Genomic DNA, 19,044 nt, shown 5'->3' on the forward strand with positions numbered 1-19,044 from the left:
GAAAAACCTTAGCGAAACCTTAACCCGACGCCAATAAAGGAATCGCTAACCGTTTGGTTAAGCTGCGATTAAACGCCGTTTGTGCGCGCTGAACGATTTTTAGACGTTAAACTTGCGTACAGGGCGGATGCTGTCTTCAATAAAAGATGCGGTTTAAACAGGAGGCGATGTGGCTGAGCAACTTGAATTTTTCCCGGTGCCAAGCCCGTGCCGGGGCATCTGTCAGTCAGACGAGCGCGGTTACTGCCGTGGCTGTTTACGCACCCGCGAAGAACGCTTCAACTGGATGAGCTATAGCGACGCGCACAAGCGTGAAGTGCTGAGGCTCTGTCGCCAGCGCTACCTGCGCCAGCGCCGCAGCGAGAAAGCGCCGCAGCCGGAAGAACCGCAACAGCCGTCACTCTTTTGATATTTCCCGCTTTTTTTCCCTGGCGTCGGCGTATACTGCCGTTCCTGACACTGAGCTGCAAAGGTAAATAAAATGATTGAACGCGTACGTATTGCGCCCCAGGGCCCGGAATTCTCCCGTATGGTGATGGGCTACTGGCGGCTAATGGAATGGCAGATGGCGCCGCAGCAGCTGGTGGGCTTTATTGAACAGCATCTTGATCTGGGCGTCACCACCGTCGATCATGCGGATATTTATGGCGACTACCAATGTGAAGCCGCCTTCGGCGCCGCGTTGCGGCTGGCCCCTGCGCTGCGCGCGCGTATGGAGCTGGTCACCAAGTGCGGCATCGCCACCACCGCCAAACCGGAAAACGCGCTTGGTCACTATATTACCGATGGCGCGCATATCATCCGCAGCGCGGAAAATTCCCTGCGGCACTTCGGTACCGACTATCTCGATCTGCTGCTGATCCACCGCCCCGATCCGCTGATGGATGCGGATGAGGTGGCGGAAGCCTTTACCGCGCTGCATCAGAGCGGCAAGGTGCGACATTTCGGCGTCTCTAACTTTACGCCGGCGCAGTTTGCGCTGTTACAGTCAAGGCTGCCGTTTACGCTCGCCACCAACCAGGTGGAGATTTCGCCGCTGCGTCAGGACACGCTGCTGGACGGCACGCTCGATCAGTGTCAACAGCTGCGCATTAAACCGATGGCCTGGTCCTGCCTGGGCGGTGGCCAGCTGTTCAGCGCGGAGCGTTTCTCGCCACTGCGCGCTGAACTGCGCGCGATCGCCGAAGAGACGGGCGCCGCCTCGATAGAGCAGGTGGTTTATGCCTGGGTAATGCGTTTACCGTCGGCGCCGCTGCCGATTATCGGCTCCGGTAAAATCGAACGCGTGCGCGCCGCGCTGGATGCGCTGTCGCTTCAGCTGAATCGTCAGCAGTGGTTTCGCATTCGCAAAGCGGCGCTGGGCTACGACGTGCCGTAAAGAAACGCAAAAAAAAACGCCGCCGTTCGATCAAATGTGAAAATCCGTCCAGGCTTTAGGTAGAACCCCGACATACCTCAGGAGGCTGGATGAAACACTACGGTTTAGCGGCGCTGACGCTGCTGATAGCTGGCTATGCGCAGGCGGCGAGCCAGGAGGTCACGTTACATAACCTGACCAAAGAAGGCATCGGCGAATCGGTGGGAACGGTCAAAATCGATGAAACCGCGTATGGGCTGACCTTTACGCCAGCGCTCTCCCATCTGCCGGCGGGCATTCATGGCTTCCATGTCCATGCGAACGGCAGCTGCGAACCTGCTGTCACCGACGGAAAAACCGTACCGGGCGGCGCGGCGGGCGGGCACTTCGATCCGCAAAACAGCGGTAAGCATCTTGGCCCCTGGGCTGAAGGACACTTAGGCGATCTGCCGGCGCTCTACGTCACACAGGATGGCCGTGCCGACTATCCCGTTCTGGCGCCGCGTTTGAAAAAAATCAGTGAGATTTCTGGCCGGGCGCTGATGGTGCATATGGGCGGCGATAATCACAGCGACCATCCCAAACCGTTGGGCGGCGGCGGCGATCGTTACGCCTGTGGTGTGATTAAATAGGGCAATGGCGCTTCGCGTTGCGATCGTTCTCGCACAAATAACAGTGGGACGACCGCAGCGCATAATATTTTGCCGCATGAGGCCAATTCTTTGTTTATTATCAGCATATTTCAACCATCTCGACGCTACTCTTTTCTTTGCGCTGTTGCACCACTGGCGGGCAGTGAGATGAGCGGGGCACGGCGTTGCGCTTTAAGACGATGCCCATTGTTGTCATGCGCATGTCGGAGATGATGGTCGTGGCGAAGGCGGTTTATGCCGTTTCTGGACGTAAGGAAGAAAATCAGAGAAGTGCGTAGAAGCGGGGAGTGAAAGGAGAAGAAACCGCCGCTGCCGCCCGATTGCAGGGCGTCAATCATCAGGAATAACGGCCTTTAGCAGGGCGTGCTGAATTTGTATTTTGCATTGTAAACTCGCAAAATAGGCTAAAATCATGCTTGATTGCTAGCAAGCTAATTATAAGGAGATGAAATTGGATACGCCATTAGGAACGGATTTGGCACGTTTAGTGCGCATCTGGCGTGCGCTAATCGATCAACGACTTAAACCGCTGGAACTTACACAGACGCACTGGGTCACTCTGCATAACATCCATCAGTTGCCTCCTCATCAGTCACAGATTCAGCTGGCTAAAGCTATCGGCATTGAACAGCCTTCTCTGGTGCGCACGCTCGACCAACTCGAAGAGAAAGGGCTGATTGTCCGCTGCACCTGCGCTAACGACCGGCGGGCGAAACGCATCAAGCTGACCAAAGCGGCGGAACCCATTATCCAGCAGGTCGAACATGTCATTGACGCGACGCGCGACGATATCCTGGCGGGCATCTCAAAACGGGAAGTGGATCAGTTAATTACGCTGATCGCGCGGCTGGAAAAAAATATTGTCGAACTGCAGAAAAAGAGCGAATAGCCGCCATAAAAAAACCGACGCGCGGCGTCGGTTTTTCAAGCCAGACAGCTAAGATTAACGGGGAGAAACGGTTACCTGGCTGCCATTTGACGCCAGCATTACGCGTTGACCGACGGAGTAGCGGCTGGCTGCCTGCTTCTGCACCACGAGAATGGTGTTGCCGTCGTCCTTACGGATCTCCAGTTCTACGCCGTCCGTTTTATTCATCGCGCCCTGAACGCCCTGGCCCGCTACGCCGCCAAGCACCGCGCCGCCCGCCGTCGCCAGACTGCGGCCCGTGCCGCCGCCGACGGTATTGCCCAGGAAGCCGCCCAGTACCGCACCGCCGATAGCGCCGATCACGTTATTCTCATCTCCGCCCTGGATTTTTACCGGACGTACGGAAACCAGCGTACCGTAGCTTACGCTCTGCACCTGCTTGGCTTCGTTGGCGCTGTATACGTCGCCGGAAAGCGTATCCGTATTGGTACAGCCTGCCAGCGTGATGCCAGCCAGCGCCACGACACATAAACGCTTAATCATATAAAACTCCTTTCATGACTGTCGGCTGCATCGAAAAGGCAGCCATAGATAATTCATTATATGGCATAACCTTCGTCTGTCTCGCTCTCCTGCGAACCAAACGATGGCTGAGCATAGACCGCGATGTATAAACAAAAATTCAATAATGCCAGGAAAAAATACTCCCTGAGTGTAAAAGCGTCGAGCTGTCTATGAAAACTAACAATTAATCATAGAATTAACGGGTCTTTTTTGCCAGGCTGAAAATAATCTGAATGCTCTTCCATTAAGGAAGTAAGGTAAGACAATGAAATCGGGACGCTATATTGGCGTGATGTCCGGCACCAGCCTGGATGGCGTGGATGTGGTGTTGGCGGCGATTGACGATCGCATGGTGGCGCAGCAGGCCAGCTACTGCCATCCGGTGCCGCAGGCACTGCGCCAGGAACTGCTGGCAATCAATCAGGGACAGAGCCTGACGTTGTCGCAGCTGGGGCAGCTGGACACGCGCCTGGGGCGCCTGTTCGCCGAGGCGGTGCTGACGTTGATGAAGCAGCAAAACCTGAGCGCAGAGGATATCACCGCTATCGGCTGCCACGGGCAGACCGTCTGGCATGAGCCCTGGGGCGAGGCGCCCTGTACCATGCAGATCGGCGACAATAATCAGATAGCCGCCGCGACCGGCGTGACGGTCGTGGGCGATTTTCGTCGACGCGATATGGCGCTGGGCGGACAGGGGGCGCCGCTGGTGCCCGCTTTTCATCAGGCGCTGCTGATGCACCCGCAGGAGCGGCGCATGGTGCTGAATATCGGCGGCATCGCCAATCTCTCGCTGCTGATCCCCGGCAGGGCGCCAGGCGGTTACGACACCGGTCCCGGCAATATGCTGATGGACGCCTGGATCTGGCGCCATCGCGGGCAGCCCTATGACAAGGACGGCGCCTGGGCCGCCAGCGGCACCGTCATCCTGCCGCTGCTGAAGCAGATGCTGAGCGACGCCTGGTTCGCTTTGCCGGCGCCGAAAAGTACCGGCAGGGAATATTTTAATTTCGGTTGGGTGGAACAACAGCTGCGCCGCTTTCCTGGCCTGGCGCCGCAGGATGTGCAGGCGACGCTGCTGGAGCTGACGGCGGTGACCATCAGCGAGCAGGTGCTGCTGAGCGGCGGCTGCGATCGACTGCTGGTGTGCGGTGGCGGCGCGCGTAATCCGCTGCTGATGGCGCGGCTGGCGGCGCAGCTGGCCGGCACGGAAGTGTTGACGACCGACGAGGTGGGCATTAACGGCGACGATATGGAAGGGCTGGCGTTTGCCTGGCTCGCCTGGCGCACGCTGTCCGGGCTGCCCGGCAATCTGCCTTCGGTCACCGGCGCGCGCGAAGCAACTATCCTGGGGGCGATCTATCCCGCCAACCGTCCGCCGCTGTAAATATCGCAATGAGAGAAAAAACATGAAAAAGAGCCTGACGTTAACGATCGCGCTTCTGTTGACCGGCTGCGGGCTGGCCGGCAAGCAGCAGGATGAGGCGCAGGTGCTGCACTATCGCTGCGGCACGCTGCCGCTGACGGTCACTCTGACGCAGCAGCAGGCGCAGCTGGTGATGAACGGCCAGTCGCTGACGCTGCGGCAGGAGGCTTCCGCCTCCGGCGCCAGCTACAGCGACGACACCTGGCGCCTTCGCACCGAAGGCGACAGCGCGACGATAGAGCGCAACCAGCGCATAATCGTTAATGACTGCCAGCGCGAGGGCATGCGCTAACGCGTTGAATTTCATCAAGGGGAGTAGCACAATGCATTCACCCTTTCGCTATGGTTGAATCCGGTTATGAGTGACAACGAGAGTTTGCAACAGATTGCCCACCTGCGGCGCGAATATACCCGCGGCGGCTTGCGTCGTAAGGATCTTCCCGATCGGCCGCTGGTGCTGTTTGAACAGTGGCTGCGTCAGGCGTGCGACGCCCAGCTCCCCGATCCCACCGCGATGTGTGTCGCTACGGTGGACGCACAGGGGCAGCCATACCAGCGCATCGTGCTGTTGAAGCACTTTGATGAGCGCGGCATGGTGTTTTACACCAATCTGGGCAGCCGTAAGGCGCAGCAGCTGGCGGATAACCCGCGCGTCAGCCTGCTGTTTCCCTGGCACTTTCTTGAGCGTCAGGTGATGGTGCTGGGGCAGGTGGAAAAGCTCTCGACGCTGGAGGTGGTGAAATATTTCCACAGCCGTCCGCGCGACAGCCAGATCGGCGCCTGGGTATCGCAGCAGTCGAGCCGCATTTCGGCGCGGGGCGTGCTGGAGGGCAAATTCCTCGAACTGAAGCAAAAGTTCAGTCAGGGCGATGTGCCGCTGCCCAGTTTCTGGGGCGGCTTCCGCGTCAAATTCGATGCGATGGAGTTCTGGCAGGGCGGCGAAAACCGGCTGCACGATCGCTTTTTCTATCAGCGTGAAGGCGACAGCTGGAAAATCGATCGGCTGGCGCCCTGAATTCAGCAAATATCGTTTGCAGCGCTGGCGCTGGCGGCGGCGGCGCTTTATTCTATACGCCTTCATTTCTCCGCATGTCAGCGGAAAGCTGTGTACCAGCATAGGTGCAGTCGTTACAACATGGAGTCTTTAATGACCAGCAGTAACCTGATTAAACAATTGCAAGAGCGGGGCCTGGTAGCCCAGGTGACGGACGAGGATGCGTTAGCAGAGAGACTGGCGCAAGGGCCAATCGCTCTCTATTGCGGCTTCGACCCAACCGCCGACAGCTTGCATTTGGGCCATCTGGTACCTTTGCTTTGTCTGAAACGTTTCCAGGATGCAGGACACAAACCCGTTGCGCTGGTGGGCGGCGCCACCGGTCTGATCGGCGATCCCAGCTTCAAAGCGGCTGAACGCAAGCTGAACACCGCCGAGACGGTCAATGAATGGGTTGAAAAAATCCGCGGTCAGGTTGCGCCGTTCCTCGATTTCGACTGTGGCGACAACAGCGCCATCGCGGCGAACAACTACGACTGGTTCGGCAGTATGAACGTGCTGACCTTCCTGCGCGATATCGGCAAGCACTTCTCTGTTAACCAGATGATTAACAAAGAAGCGGTCAAACAGCGCCTGAACCGTGAAGATCAGGGCATTTCCTTTACCGAATTCTCCTATAACCTGCTGCAGGGTTACGATTTCGCCTGCCTGAACGAACGCTATGGCGTGGCGTTGCAGATCGGCGGGTCCGATCAGTGGGGCAATATTACATCCGGCATCGATCTGACGCGTCGTTTGCATCAGAACCAGGTGTTTGGCCTGACCGTGCCGCTGATCACCAAAGCGGACGGCACCAAATTCGGCAAAACCGAAGGCGGCGCAGTATGGCTGGATGCGAAGAAAACCAGCCCGTACAAGTTCTACCAGTTCTGGATCAATACCGCCGACGCTGACGTTTACCGTTTCCTGAAATTCTTCACCTTTATGAGCATTGAAGAGATCGATGCGCTGGAGGAAGAGGATAAAAACAGCGGCAAGGCGCCGCGCGCGCAGTATGTGCTGGCGGAGCAGGTTACGCGTCTGGTGCATGGCGAAGCGGGTCTGGAAGCGGCGAAGCGCATTACCCAGAGCCTGTTCTCCGGCAGCCTGAGCGACATGACCGAAGCGGACTTCGAGCAGCTGGCGCAGGACGGCATGCCGGTTATCCATCTGGAGGCCGACGCCGATCTGCAGCAGGCGCTGGTCACGGCGGAGCTGGTGCCGTCGCGCGGTCAGGCGCGCACCATGATCAGCTCTAACGCGGTTACGGTTAATGGTGAAAAGCAGTCTGACGCGGAGTACCGCTTTAGCGACGGCGATAAGCTGTTTGGCCGCTTTACGCTGCTGCGCCGCGGTAAAAAGCACTACTGTCTGGTGTGCTGGAAATAATAAGATGCTTAAGGCCGGTTCGACCGGCCTTAATTTTTTGGCAAGGCTGTGCAGGTTTTATGATGAAAAATATTCTCGCTATTCAGTCTCACGTCGTATTCGGTCACGCAGGCAACAGTGCGGCGGAATTCCCGATGCGCCGCATGGGCGTCAATGTCTGGCCGCTCAATACCGTGCAGTTTTCCAACCATACGCAGTATGGCCACTGGACCGGCACCGTGATGCCCGCGTCGCACTTAACCGATATTGTGAAGGGCATCGCCGATATCGATCGCCTGAAGACCTGTGACGCGGTATTAAGCGGTTATTTGGGGTCTGCGGAGCAGGGCGAACAGATTCTGGAGATCGTGCGTCAGGTGAAAGCGGCGAATCCCAACGCCTGGTATTTTTGCGATCCGGTGATGGGCCACCCGGAGAAAGGCTGCATCGTGGCGCCGGGCGTGGCGGAATTTCACTGCAAATCTTCGCTGCCCGCCAGCGACATTATCGCGCCGAACCTGCTGGAGCTGGAGATGCTCAGCGGCACCAGCGTCGCCAGCGTCGAGGAGGCAGTGACAGTGTCACGCAAGCTCATCGCTCAGGGGCCGAAAATTGTACTGGTGAAACATCTGGCGCGCGCCGGGCGCCGCAGCGATCGTTTTGAAATGCTGCTGGTGACGGCGCAGGAAGCCTGGCATATCAGCCGTCCGCTGATCGATTTCGGCGTGCGTCAGCCGGTCGGCGTCGGCGATCTTACCAGTGGCATGTTGCTGGTCAACCTGCTGAAAGGCGAAACGCTGAAGCAGTCGCTGGAGCATATTACCGCCGCAGTGTATGAGGTGATGCTGAAAACCCATGAAATGGGCGAGTATGAGCTGCAACTGGTGGCGGCTCAGGAGAGCATCGCGCGGCCAACGCAGCATTTCGCCGCCGAAAGGCTCTAAGCCGCAGAGGGAATGCGCTTAACAAAACGGGACGCCTGCGCGTCCCGTTGTCATATCAGGCCAGCCCTTCCGCCTTCAACGCGGCGATCACCGCCGGACGTTCCGCCACGCGCGCCTGCCAGGCGGCCAGCGCCTCAAGCGCGCTAAGATCCAGCTTGACCGCTTTCGCCCAGCGCGTCACGACGAACAGATAAGCATCCGCCACGGTAAAGCGCGCGCCGAGCAGCCACTGCTTATCGCGCAGCGCATTATCGACATAGCGGAACTTCGTCAGCAGCTGCTCGCGCTGCTTCACCTTGAACTCTTCCGGCGTATCGGGGCGAAACAGCGGGCTGAAGCCCTTATGCAGTTCGGTAGAGATATAGCTCAGCCACTCCAGCGTATGGTAGCGCGTCAGGCTGCCCGCCGGGGCCAGCAGCTGGCGATCGGGCTTCAGGTCCGCCAGGTACTGCACGATAGCGGTACCTTCGGTAAGCAGCGTGCCGTCATCCAGCTCCAGCGCCGGAACCTGACCTTTCGGGTTGATCTGCAGATAGTCTTCGCCGCGTTCGGTCACTTTTTTCGCCAGGTCGACATTAACCTGAGTGAAATCGAGATCGCATTCGCGCAGAACGATATGGGGAGAAAGGGAACAGGCGCCAGCTTTACTGAAGAGTTTCATACAATGCTCCTTGTTGCATGCGGGGGTAAGGATCATCCTACTGCGCGACCGGGCAAATGTCAGTGCGGGGGCAATAAAAAAGCCGTCGCAGGGACGGCTTTTTCACTCCACGCGCTGAATCAGCTGTGGCTTTCCGCGGCCTGTTTCGCCGCCGCTTCGCGATCCACCGTCATCCGGTTCAGCAGCGGAGCGGTCAGCAGCATCAGAACGGCGATAACCCCGGTCACGATGCCGATCTGCTTAAACACGTCGCTGTAAACCTGCAGCGACTGCAGCGGATCGGTCACGTTTTCCGGCACCGCCATCAGGTTGGCGACCTTGCCGGCAATCATCGCGGCGCCGGCGGTGGTCAGGAACCAGGAGCCCATGATAAAGCCCATCAGGCGCTGCGGCACCAGCTGCGCCACCATCGCCAGGCCGAGGCCGGAGATCATCAGCTCGCCGACGCTCTGCAGCGCATAGCTCAGGATCAGCCAGTTAACGGAAACAATGCCCTGCTGCGTGGCGAAGCTGGCGCCCAGCGGCAGCACGAGGAACGCGGCGGAGCAAAGCACCATGCCGAAGGCGAACTTGTGCGGCATCGGCATGCGATCGCCCAGCTTGTTATAGATGGCGGCCAGAATCGGGCTGGCGACCATGATCCAGAACGGGTTCAGCGCCTGATACTGCTCCGGCTCGAAGGCGATGCCCAGAATGGTATGTTCAACGTTGCGGATAGCGAAGAAGTTAAGCGAGGTCGGCATCTGCATATAAAGCACGAAGAAGACGATCGCTTCTACCATCAGCAGGAAGGCGACGATCATTTTGCGGCGCGCGGCGCCCTGCAGCGCGAACGCTTCTTTAGCGAACACCAGAATGATGCCCAGCGCGATCACCCCCAGCACGATGCGGGCGATAAACTGGTGATGCAGCAGCCAGGTGGCGACCGTGATCAGCACCACTACGCCGATCAGCGTCATCAGCAGCTTGCCGAGGTTCAGCGGCGCGAAATCCGGCTTAGAGCCGTAGTTCTTCACCATCTTCTGGCAGAGCAGGAAGTTGACCACGGTAATTGCCAGGCCGACCACGGAGAGCGAAAACGCCACGCTCCAGCCGTAGCGCGCCGCCAGCCACGGCGTCAGCATCATGGACACCAGCGAGCCGACGTTGATCGACATATAGAACATGGTGAAGGCGCCGTCGAGACGCGGATCGTCTTTGTCGTAGCAGGTTGACAGCAGGGAGGCCGGGTTAGCTTTAAACAGCCCGCTGCCCATTGCCACCGTTGCCATGCCGATATAGACCATCGACACATCATGACCAGACCAGGCGACCAGCCCGTAGCCAACGCACAGCACCAGCGCGCCGAGAATAATCACCCGTTTGGTGCCCAGCACCTTATCGCCCAGCCAGCCGCCGATAGCGGTGAGACCGTACACCAGCGCGCTGAAAGAGGAGAAAAGGGTGATGGAATCGGCTTCGGACATCCCCAGCTGTTTAACCAGGTAGACCGCCATGATGGCCTGCAGGCCGTAATAACCAAATCGTTCCCACAGTTCGATAGAAAAGATCAAATAAAACGCTTTTGGCTGCTTGAACGCATTGAGGCTGACTGCCTCGTCAGTGTGTTTGTTTGCTGTAGACACTGTTACCTCTGTTGTTTCAACCTGATTTTCATCAGGAAATAAGACCGCGTCGCGGGCGAAGCCAACGCACGGTTCTGTAATAAAATCAGAAAAAACGGCGGTTAATTTCGCTTATCCCGCCACGGGTGGCAAGTGTTTTTTTATTTGCTGAAGATAGCGGCGGGATCAGGGTTAAGGGCAGGAGTCTCGCTTGTTAATTAGTGTTAAATTCGGTTTGCGATTTTATTGTCAGAATAATCTCTCTGTTTACCTGCCGGCGGCATCGAAAAAGGGCAATTATTCGCTAAGCCCCTGTTTGACGATACAGGGACAAAATATTGCCTGATAATGCAGAATAAATGACTATTTAATGCGCATTATTTGCCTTTTGTTGAGGCTTTATAACGGCTTGCGCGGGGGGATCGCGCGTTGCGCGCGAGTCGTGAGCAAGATCACGCTTTAAAACAATAATTTAGGGCGAAAAATAAGCATGGATGCCTGTGACGGCGGGAAAAGGCGACCGGGTAAGCACGCCCGGCCGCCGAAGGATCCGTTAACGCACCAGATGCAGGAACTGCAGATGGCGCTCATAGTGATCGAGAATATCGTTAATGATCTGCTCTTCGGTATAGCCCACCAGATCGTATTCCTGGCTGCCCTCCCACAGATGCACTTCAGCACGATAATAGCGGCTGGCGGTCGGCAAATTACCGCTGCGGCGCATAAATGACGGCGTGCTGTAGCCCTGCATCTGCACGCCGTAGACGAAAGGCGCTTCCTCACCGTGCGCCACGCGAATGCTCATCGTGAAATCCTGCGGTGACAGGTCACTCTCTACCTGCAGACCTTTCTCTTCCAGCACCTGCACCACTTTGCCCAGCGCCGGGCGCACCGTCTCATCCATAAAACGATAGACCATATCGCGGCCCGGATAAGAGATGGCGCGGTTCAGACGGCGGCGCCAGCTGCTGGTGTGGCCTGGACGGTAACGCGCGGTCAGCAGCGGCGAGGCGATTGCCAGCGAGCGGCTGCGGTCGCGCTGTTTCTCATGATGCAGCGCGCGGTACATCGCCAGCACGAACAGCACCAGCACCAGCGAGAAAGGCAGGGCGCTCAGTACCACTGCGGTCTGCAGCGAGGTATAGTCGCCGGCGAACAGCAGGGAGAGCGTCAGCATACAGACCGCCGCCGCCCAGAAAATGCGCAGCCAGTTGGGCGCATCACTGCTGCTGTCGCTAGTGCAGGAGAGGTTGGCCACCACCAGCGCGCCGGAATCGGCGGAGGTGACAAAAAAGATAAAGCAGATCACCACCGCCAGCACCGTCACCGGCATCGCCAGCGGATAGCTGGCCAGCATATGGTATACCGCCATCGCCGGCTCGCTCAGGGCGATATCGCCCAACTCCTTCATACCGTGCTGGAAAAAGGTCAGGGCACTGTTGCCGAACACCGACAGCCACGCAAGGGTAAAGCCCATCGGGATCAGCAATACGCCGATAACGAACTCACGCAGGGTGCGGCCACGCGAGATGCGGGCGATAAACATGCCGACAAACGGCGACCACGCGATCCACCATGCCCAGTAGAACACTGTCCAGCTGCCGAGCCAGCTGTCGCGGCTGGTGCTGCTGTAGGCATAGAGATCGAAGGTTTTGCGCGGCAGACTGGTGAAATAGTCGCCGAAGTTCTGCACCAGCGCGTTCAGCAGATGGCCGGTCGGCCCGGCGAACAGCACGAAAAAGAACATCAGCAGCGCCAGCAGCATATTCAGCTCCGACATGCGGCGAATGCCCTTATCCACGCCGCTGACGGCGGAAAGCGTCGCGGCGCCCATCACCACCACAATCAAAATCACCTGCATGGTGTGGCTCTGCGCGATGCCGGTCAAAAAGCTGATGCCGGAGTTAATCTGCATCACACCAATGCCAAGGCTGGTCGCCAGGCCGAACATGGTACCGACGATGCCGAAAATATCTACCGCATGGCCAATCGGCCCGTTAATGCGATCGCCGATCAGCGGATAGAACGCAGAGCGCAGCGCCAGTGGCAGGTTATGGCGATAGGCGAAGTAGGCCAGCGCCATCGCCACCAGCGTATAGATGCCCCAGCCGTGCAGCCCCCAGTGCATCATCGTCAGCACCATGCCGTCGCGCGCCGCCTGCGCCGAACCCGCCACCCCTTCCGGCGGCTGCAGCAGGTGATCAAGCGGCTCTGATGCGCCATAGAACAGCAACTCGGAACCGATGCCGGCGGAAAATAGCATCGCTGCCCAGGTGCCATAACTGAAGTCGGGCGTGGCGTGATCCGGCCCAAGCTTGATGTCGCCATAGCGCGAAAGGGCGACAAACAGCACGAAGCCGAGATAAAAGGCGACCACCAGCATGTAGTACCAGCCGAAGGTGGCGGAAGCCCAGGCCTGCGCCCGACCCAGCAGCGAACTGGCCTGTTGCGGAAAGGCCAGCACGCTGCCGGAAAAGAGCGTGATGATCAGCGCGGCGCCGAAAAACACCGCGCGGTTAAGTTTAACTGCCTGAATTGTCTGACGGTCCTGTGACCCCGGCATGCAAGCTCCTCATTCTGTTGCGTGAAACATCCCTGCCTGAAAATCCCTGCTAAACGCATGGTTTTGTTATTCAATTGTTATCAAGTCTAGTTTTTATTGATTGAACGTTCAATATAAAAAAGCTAGGCTATAGCCACATAAGTCGTTAAGAGTGACGGGACGATGCCAAAAGTTGGAATGAAGGCCATACGCCAGGCGCAGCTAATTAAAGCCACCCTGACGGTAATCGATCGGGTAGGGCTGGCGGAAGCGAGCCTCGCGGTAATCGCCAAAGAGGCGGGCGTGTCCACCGGCATCGTCAGCCACTATTTCGGCGATAAAAACGGCCTGCTGGACGCCTGTATGCGCCAGATCCTCGCCGACCTCTACCTGGCGGTGGAGCGGCAGCGGCGGCAGGCGCCGGATACGCCGGAGGCGCAGATCCGCGCCATTATCGACGGCAATTTTGATATTTCGCAGATTGACGCGCCGGTGCTGAAAACCTGGCTGGTGTTCTGGACCAACAGCCTGCATCAGCACAACCTGCAGCGGCTGCAGACCATTAACGACCGTCGTCTCTGGTCGAACCTGACGGCGCAGTTCGCCCGCGTCATGCCGCGCGAACAGGCGCGCGCCGCCGGCAGCTGCATGGCGGCGCTGATCGACGGGCTGTGGCTGCGTATGACGCTGGCGCCGCAGCCGATGGCGGACGGGCTCGAGCGGGCGCGTTCAATCTGTTACCAGAATCTTGCGCTCTGGCTACAGCCGGCGCAGAACATGCATTAACAGGAGAAAACATGGCAGAGCTACCACGCCGCGGCAACTACATCAATGGCCGCGAAGAGCAGGGTCAGGGCGAGATCTTCACCACGGTGAATCCGGCCAACGGCAGGGCGCTGGCGGAGATCGCCGCCGCCAGCCGGGCGGACGTGGATCGTGCCGTCGAAAGCGCGCTGGCGGGCCAGCGTATCTGGCGCAGCTATACGCCGGTAGAGCGCAGCCGTGTGCTGCTGAAGGCGGTCGCCCTGCTGCGCGAGCGCAATCAGGCGCTGGCGGAGCTGGAGACGGCCGATACCGGCAAGCCGATTAGCGAAACCGCGGCGGTGGATATCGTTACCGGCGCCGACGTGCTGGAGTACTACGCCGGGCTGGCGCCGGCGCTGCAGGGCGAACAGATCCCGCTGCGCGACAGCGCGCTGGTCTATACCCGCCGCGAACCGCTGGGCGTCTGCGCCGGCATCGGCGCCTGGAACTACCCGATCCAGATCGCCCTGTGGAAAAGCGCTCCGGCGCTGGCGGCCGGCAATGCGATGATCTTCAAACCGAGCGAAGTAACGCCGCTGAGCGCGCTGGAGCTGGCGAAAATCTACAGCGAAGCGGGCCTGCCGGCCGGCGTGTTCAACGTGGTGCAGGGCGCGGCGGAAGTGGGACAGGCGCTGAGCCAGCATCCGCAGATTGAAAAAATCTCCTTCACCGGCGAGGTCAATACCGGCAAGCGGGTGATGGCGGACGCGGCGCTGGCTAACCTGAAAGAGGTTACCCTGGAGCTGGGCGGCAAATCGCCGCTGATCGTCTTTGACGATGCCGACCTGGAGCGGGCGGTCGACGGCGCGATGATGGCCAACTTCTACAGCAGCGGCCAGGTCTGCACCAACGGCACGCGGGTATTCGTCCAGCGTTCGCTGCTGCCGGCATTTGAAAAGCGGCTACTGGAGAAAATGGCGCGCATCAAAACCGGTGACCCGCGCGATCCGTCCGTGAACTTCGGTCCGCTGGTCAGCGCGCAGCACTGTGAAAAAGTGGTCTCTTACCTGCAGCTGGGTAAAGAAGAGGGCGCGCGTCTGCTGGCGGGCGGCAACCGCATTACCGAAGGCGCGCTGGCGCAGGGCTACTACGTCGAGCCGACAGTATTCAGTGACTGCCACGACGAAATGCGCCTCGTACGTGAAGAGATCTTCGGCCCGGTGATGAGCATCCTGGCGTTTGATGACGAAGAGGAAGCTATCACGCGCGCCAACGCCACCGGCTATGGCCTGGCGGGCGGCGTTTTCACCCAGTCGCTGAACCGCGCGCACCGCGTGATCCATCAGCTGGAAGCGGGCATCTGTTGGGTGAACAGCTGGGGCGAATCCCCGGCGCCGATGCCGGTTGGCGGCTATAAGCTCTCGGGCGTGGGGCGTGAAAACGGCCTCGATACCCTGATGCACTACACCCGCACCAAATCCGTGCTGATCGAGATGGGAGATTACCCGTCAGCGTTTTAATGACTAACCCGGCGGCCTGGCCCGCCGGTTTCCGGAGGTTTAATGCAGAAATTTGACTACATCATTATCGGCGCAGGCTCTGCGGGCAATGTACTGGCCACGCGCCTTACCGAGGATGCTGACGTATCGGTACTGTTACTGGAAGCGGGCGGGCGCGATCACCGCTGGGACTTCCGTACCCAAATGCCAGCCGCTTTGGCTTATCCGCTGCAGGGTAAACGCTATAACTGGGCCTACGAGACCGAGCCGGAACCGCAGATGAACAACCGCCGCATGGAGTGCGGACGCGGAAAAGGGCTGGGCGGCTCTTCGCTGATCAACGGCATGTGTTATATCCGCGGCAACGCGCTCGACTACGACGGCTGGGCGAAAAAAGAGGGGCTGGAACAGTGGTCCTATCTGCACTGTCTGCCCTATTTCCGCCGCGCGGAGAAGCGCGACATTGGCGAGAATGACTATCACGGCGGCGAAGGCTACCTGAGCGTCACCACGCCGAAGGTGGGCAACAATCCGCTCTACCGCGCCTTTATCGAAGCGGCGAAGCAGGCGGGGCATCATGAAACCGACGATCTGAACGGCTACCGTCAGGATGGTTTTGGGCCGATGGATCGCACCGTCACGCCGCAGGGACGGCGCTCCAGCACCGCGCGCGGCTATCTCGACGTGGCGAAAACGCGGCCGAACCTGACTATTGTCACCCGTGCGCAGACCGATCGTATCCTGTTTGAGGGCAAAACCGCCACCGGCGTCACCTGGCTGCGCAAAGGGCAGCGCCAGCAGGCGACCGCCACGCGCGAAGTGCTGCTCTGCGCCGGCGCAATCGCCTCGCCGCAGATCCTGCAGCGCTCCGGCGTCGGCCCGGAAGAGTGGCTGCGCGAACTGGATATCGACGTGGTGCATGCGCTGCCGGGCGTCGGCCGTAACCTGCAGGATCATCTGGAAATCTATATGCAGTACCGCTGCAAAGAGCCGATCTCGCTCTATCCGGCGCTAAAGTGGTGGAACCAGCCGGCGATCGGCGCAGAATGGCTGCTGAAAGGCACCGGCATCGGCGCCAGCAATCAGTTCGAGGCGGGCGGCTTTATCCGCAGCGATAATCACCCGGAGTGGCCCGATCTGCAATATCACTTCCTGCCGGTGGCGATTAACTACAACGGCAGTAGCCCGGTTAAACAGCATGGCTTTCAGGCGCACGTCGGGCCGATGCGCTCAATGAGCCGCGGGCGCATTAAGCTGAAATCGAAAGATCCCTATGACGCGCCCTCGATCTTTTTCAACTATATGTCGGAAACCCGCGACTGGGTGGAGTTCCGCGCGGCGGTGCGCCTGACCCGTGAAATCATGCGCCAGCCGGCGCTGGAGCCTTACTGCGGCGCGGAGATCCAGCCGGGCTTCGCGGTGCAGAGCGACGAGCAGATCGACGCCTTTATCCGCGAGCATGCGGAAACTGCCTATCACCCGTGCGGCAGCTGCGCCATGGGCTATGGCGAGATGGACGTGGTCGACGATCAGGGTCGCGTGCATGGCCTGCAGCGCCTGCGCGTGGTGGATGCCTCGATCATGCCGCAAATTACCACCGGCAACCTGAATGCGCCGACGGTGATGATCGCCGAGAAGATGTCTGACATCATTCGCGGGCGTGCGCCGCTGGCGCCGTCGCAGGCGGATTACTATCGGCTGCAGCGCGAGCAGGAAATTGCCGCGGCGGACGCAGCGGAAAGCGCCTGACGCGGCGGCCATCACCTGGGATTCAGGCGACGCCATAAAAAAAGCCGGTCATCAGACCGGCTTTTTTATGCCCGCGCGGCGTTACAGATCGGTTTTCTCTTTATATTCGCAGAGATCTTCAATCAGGCAGGAGCCACAGCGCGGCTTACGCGCGATGCAGGTGTAACGGCCATGCAGGATCAGCCAGTGGTGACAGTCGACCTTAAACTCCTTCGGCACCACCTTCAGCAGCTTCTCCTCAACTTGCTCGACATTCTTGCCGGGCGCGAAGTGAGTGCGGTTGCAGACGCGGAAAATATGGGTGTCGACGGCGATAGTCGGCCAGCCGAAGGCGGTGTTCAGCACCACGTTGGCGGTTTTCCTGCCGACGCCGGGCAGCGCCTCCAGCGCGGCGCGATCTTCCGGCACCTCGCCCTGATGCTTTTCCAGCAGAATGCGGCAGGTTTTAATCACATTCTCCGCTTTGCTGTTAAACAGGCCGATGGTCCTGATATAGCTTTTTACCCCTTCGACCCCCAGCTCCAGCATCGCGGCGGGCGTATTGGCCACCGGATAGAGCTTCGCCGTCGCCTTGTTGACGCTAACGTCGGTAGCCTGCGCCGACAGCAGCACGGCGATCAGCAGCTCAAAAGGAGAGCTGAAGTTCAGCTCAGTGGTCGGGTGCGGGTTGTTCGCCCGCAGCCGCGACAAAATTTCATAGCGTTTTTCTTTATTCACACCGCTTTCTCAGTCTGGCCCTGCGGCAGTTCGCGATCGCGCTGGGCGGCGGCGCGCGCCTTCAGTTTCTGGTCGAGAAGATATTTCGCCGCCAGCAGCATGCCAAGACCGATAAAGGCGCCCGGCGGCAGCATCGCCAGCAGCATCGGCGAATCGAAATGCACCACCTCCACGCGCAGGACTTTCGCCCACGGGCCAAGCAGCTGATCGGCGCCGTTGAAAAGGGTGCCGTTTCCGATAATCTCACGCAGCGATCCGAGCACGAACATCGCGCTGGTGGCGCCCATGCCAATGGCGAAGCCGTCCAGCGCCGACAGCGGAATGCTGCTTTTCGACGCCACCGCTTCCGCGCGGCCCACCACGATGCAGTTGGTGACGATCAGCGGAATAAAAATCCCCAGCGACTGATAAAGCCCCCAGGCGTAAGCGTTGATCAGCATCTGCACGCAGCTCACCACCGAGGCGATGATCATCACGTAGATCGGGATGCGGATTTCCGACGGCACCCAGCGGCGCGAGGCGGAGATCGCGCTATTGGTGATGGTCAGCACCAGCGTGGTCGCCAGGCCGAGCCCCAACGCGTTAGTGGCGGTCGAGGTCACCGCCAGCAGCGGGCAAAGGCCCAGCAGCTGTACCAGCGCGGAGTTATTTTTCCACAGCCCGCCGATTAATAAATTTTTAGCTTCACTCATTTGCGTCTCCACAGTCGGGTAGCGAAGAGAGTTTCTCCGGCAGCGTTTCAATAAGCAGCGTAGTGCGTTTAGCGGCGTTCACCACCGCGCGTGGGGTAATGGTGGCGCCGGTGAACTGATCGAAATCGCCGCCATCTTTTTTTACCGCGAAATGGCTGTCGTTCGCGCCGTGCAGCTGAACGCCGCTAAAGCGGGTGATCCAGTCGGAAATGCGTAGCTCGATCTTATCGCCGAGGCCCGGCGTCTCATGATGCTCCACCACGCGCACGCCCAGCACCTTGCCCTGGAAATCCGCGCCGACCAGCATCTGAATTGCGCCAGAATAGCCGTCCGGCGCGGTGGTCTCAAGCGCCGCCGCTACCGGCTGATTGTTTTTACGCGCCACGTAGAGGTAATGCGGCTTGTCATTGCCCAGCGCGCTGTCTGTGACAACGTAACATTCATGCTGCATCACGTTATCGTACAGCTCCGGCGGCACCACCTGATCCAGCAGCAGCTTTTGCTGCACCGAGGTCTGGTGGGCGATGGTCGGCTTAGTCACCGTGTTGATCACCGCAGTCAGGCCGGTAGTAACGGCGGCGAACAGCGCCAGCGTCACGCCATTTTTACGTATGGTATCCAGCATG

At 59.2% G+C, this 19,044-nt stretch carries 19 protein-coding genes; 12 read left to right on the forward strand and 7 right to left on the reverse strand.

Annotated elements, in window-relative coordinates; genetic code table 11:
- Positions 1-169 precede the first annotated feature (169 nt).
- From C2E16_RS09990 to slyA, 4 genes are all read left to right on the forward strand, one after another.
- Positions 170-409 (forward strand): DUF1289 domain-containing protein, encoded by a 240-nt coding sequence (locus C2E16_RS09990; protein ID WP_038626289.1) that lies wholly within the window; start codon positions 170-172, stop codon positions 407-409.
- Between the two features lie 72 nt (positions 410-481).
- Complete coding sequence (locus C2E16_RS09995) at positions 482-1,378, forward strand: aldo/keto reductase (protein ID WP_038626287.1); 897 nt, start codon at positions 482-484, stop codon at positions 1,376-1,378.
- An 89-nt stretch (positions 1,379-1,467) separates the two neighbouring features.
- Positions 1,468-1,989 carry a superoxide dismutase family protein gene (gene sodC, locus C2E16_RS10000; protein WP_038626286.1) on the forward strand — a complete coding sequence of 174 codons (522 nt, stop codon included), beginning with the start codon at positions 1,468-1,470 and terminating at the stop codon, positions 1,987-1,989.
- Between the two features lie 466 nt (positions 1,990-2,455).
- Positions 2,456-2,899, forward strand: a complete 444-nt coding sequence (gene slyA, locus C2E16_RS10005) for a transcriptional regulator SlyA (RefSeq protein ID WP_162287233.1) — start codon at positions 2,456-2,458, stop codon at positions 2,897-2,899.
- 54 nt (positions 2,900-2,953) lie between these two features.
- Here the strand turns inward: slyA and slyB are convergent, their stop codons facing one another.
- On the reverse strand, positions 2,954-3,421 hold the full coding sequence (gene slyB, locus C2E16_RS10010) for an outer membrane lipoprotein SlyB (protein WP_038626284.1): 468 nt from the start codon (positions 3,419-3,421) through the stop codon (positions 2,954-2,956).
- 286 nt (positions 3,422-3,707) lie between these two features.
- On the opposite strand from slyB, the gene anmK reads away from it, so the two are divergent.
- The 5 genes from anmK (at position 3,708) to pdxY (ending at position 8,210) form a co-directional block, all read left to right on the forward strand.
- A complete protein-coding gene (anmK, locus tag C2E16_RS10015) occupies positions 3,708-4,826 on the forward strand; it encodes an anhydro-N-acetylmuramic acid kinase (protein WP_038626282.1) in 1,119 nt (372 codons plus the stop codon).
- A gap of 22 nt (positions 4,827-4,848) precedes the next feature.
- On the forward strand, positions 4,849-5,157 hold the full coding sequence (locus C2E16_RS10020; RefSeq protein ID WP_038626280.1) for an MliC family protein: 309 nt from the start codon (positions 4,849-4,851) through the stop codon (positions 5,155-5,157).
- A 66-nt stretch (positions 5,158-5,223) separates the two neighbouring features.
- On the forward strand, positions 5,224-5,880 hold the full coding sequence (gene pdxH / locus C2E16_RS10025; protein ID WP_038630001.1) for a pyridoxamine 5'-phosphate oxidase: 657 nt from the start codon (positions 5,224-5,226) through the stop codon (positions 5,878-5,880).
- A 132-nt stretch (positions 5,881-6,012) separates the two neighbouring features.
- Positions 6,013-7,287 carry a tyrosine--tRNA ligase gene (tyrS, locus tag C2E16_RS10030; protein ID WP_038626278.1) on the forward strand — a complete coding sequence of 425 codons (1,275 nt, stop codon included), beginning with the start codon at positions 6,013-6,015 and terminating at the stop codon, positions 7,285-7,287.
- A 62-nt stretch (positions 7,288-7,349) separates the two neighbouring features.
- Entirely contained in the window at positions 7,350-8,210 is an 861-nt protein-coding gene (pdxY, locus tag C2E16_RS10035) for a pyridoxal kinase PdxY (protein WP_038626276.1), read from the forward strand.
- A gap of 55 nt (positions 8,211-8,265) precedes the next feature.
- Here pdxY and gstA read toward each other — a convergent pair whose 3' ends face one another.
- From gstA to betT, 3 genes are all read right to left on the reverse strand, one after another.
- Positions 8,266-8,871 (reverse strand): glutathione transferase GstA, encoded by a 606-nt coding sequence (gene gstA / locus C2E16_RS10040; RefSeq protein ID WP_084971376.1) that lies wholly within the window; start codon positions 8,869-8,871, stop codon positions 8,266-8,268.
- Positions 8,872-8,990: 119 nt separating this feature from the next.
- Positions 8,991-10,496, reverse strand: a complete 1,506-nt coding sequence (dtpA, locus tag C2E16_RS10045; protein ID WP_084971378.1) for a dipeptide/tripeptide permease DtpA — start codon at positions 10,494-10,496, stop codon at positions 8,991-8,993.
- Between the two features lie 532 nt (positions 10,497-11,028).
- The gene (betT, locus tag C2E16_RS10050) at positions 11,029-13,038 is read right to left on the reverse strand and encodes a choline BCCT transporter BetT (protein WP_104951486.1); all 2,010 of its coding nucleotides are present in this window, start codon (positions 13,036-13,038) and stop codon (positions 11,029-11,031) included.
- Between the two features lie 162 nt (positions 13,039-13,200).
- Here betT and betI point away from each other — a divergent pair, with 162 nt between their 5' ends.
- Genes betI through betA form a run of 3 tightly spaced genes read left to right on the forward strand, consistent with a single transcriptional unit; the run spans position 13,201 to position 17,009 of the window.
- Positions 13,201-13,803 carry a transcriptional regulator BetI gene (gene betI, locus C2E16_RS10055; RefSeq protein WP_038626270.1) on the forward strand — a complete coding sequence of 201 codons (603 nt, stop codon included), beginning with the start codon at positions 13,201-13,203 and terminating at the stop codon, positions 13,801-13,803.
- An 11-nt stretch (positions 13,804-13,814) separates the two neighbouring features.
- Positions 13,815-15,281: a betaine-aldehyde dehydrogenase gene (betB, locus tag C2E16_RS10060; protein ID WP_038626268.1), complete on the forward strand. Its 1,467-nt coding sequence runs from the start codon at positions 13,815-13,817 to the stop codon at positions 15,279-15,281.
- 42 nt (positions 15,282-15,323) lie between these two features.
- Complete coding sequence (gene betA, locus C2E16_RS10065; protein ID WP_038626266.1) at positions 15,324-17,009, forward strand: choline dehydrogenase; 1,686 nt, start codon at positions 15,324-15,326, stop codon at positions 17,007-17,009.
- Between the two features lie 81 nt (positions 17,010-17,090).
- Here betA and nth read toward each other — a convergent pair whose 3' ends face one another.
- From nth to rsxG, 3 genes are read right to left on the reverse strand one after another with little or no spacing between them, the layout of a single operon-like run.
- Positions 17,091-17,726 (reverse strand): endonuclease III, encoded by a 636-nt coding sequence (gene nth / locus C2E16_RS10070; RefSeq protein WP_084970379.1) that lies wholly within the window; start codon positions 17,724-17,726, stop codon positions 17,091-17,093.
- Positions 17,723-18,418, reverse strand: a complete 696-nt coding sequence (locus C2E16_RS10075; RefSeq protein WP_084970378.1) for an electron transport complex subunit E — start codon at positions 18,416-18,418, stop codon at positions 17,723-17,725. The genes nth and C2E16_RS10075 overlap by 4 nt, the downstream gene beginning before the upstream one ends.
- Positions 18,411-19,043: an electron transport complex subunit RsxG gene (gene rsxG / locus C2E16_RS10080; RefSeq protein ID WP_084970377.1), complete on the reverse strand. Its 633-nt coding sequence runs from the start codon at positions 19,041-19,043 to the stop codon at positions 18,411-18,413. The genes C2E16_RS10075 and rsxG overlap by 8 nt, the downstream gene beginning before the upstream one ends.
- Position 19,044 lies beyond the last annotated feature (1 nt).

The organism is Mixta calida (assembly GCF_002953215.1).
Classification (GTDB): domain Bacteria; phylum Pseudomonadota; class Gammaproteobacteria; order Enterobacterales; family Enterobacteriaceae; genus Mixta; species Mixta calida.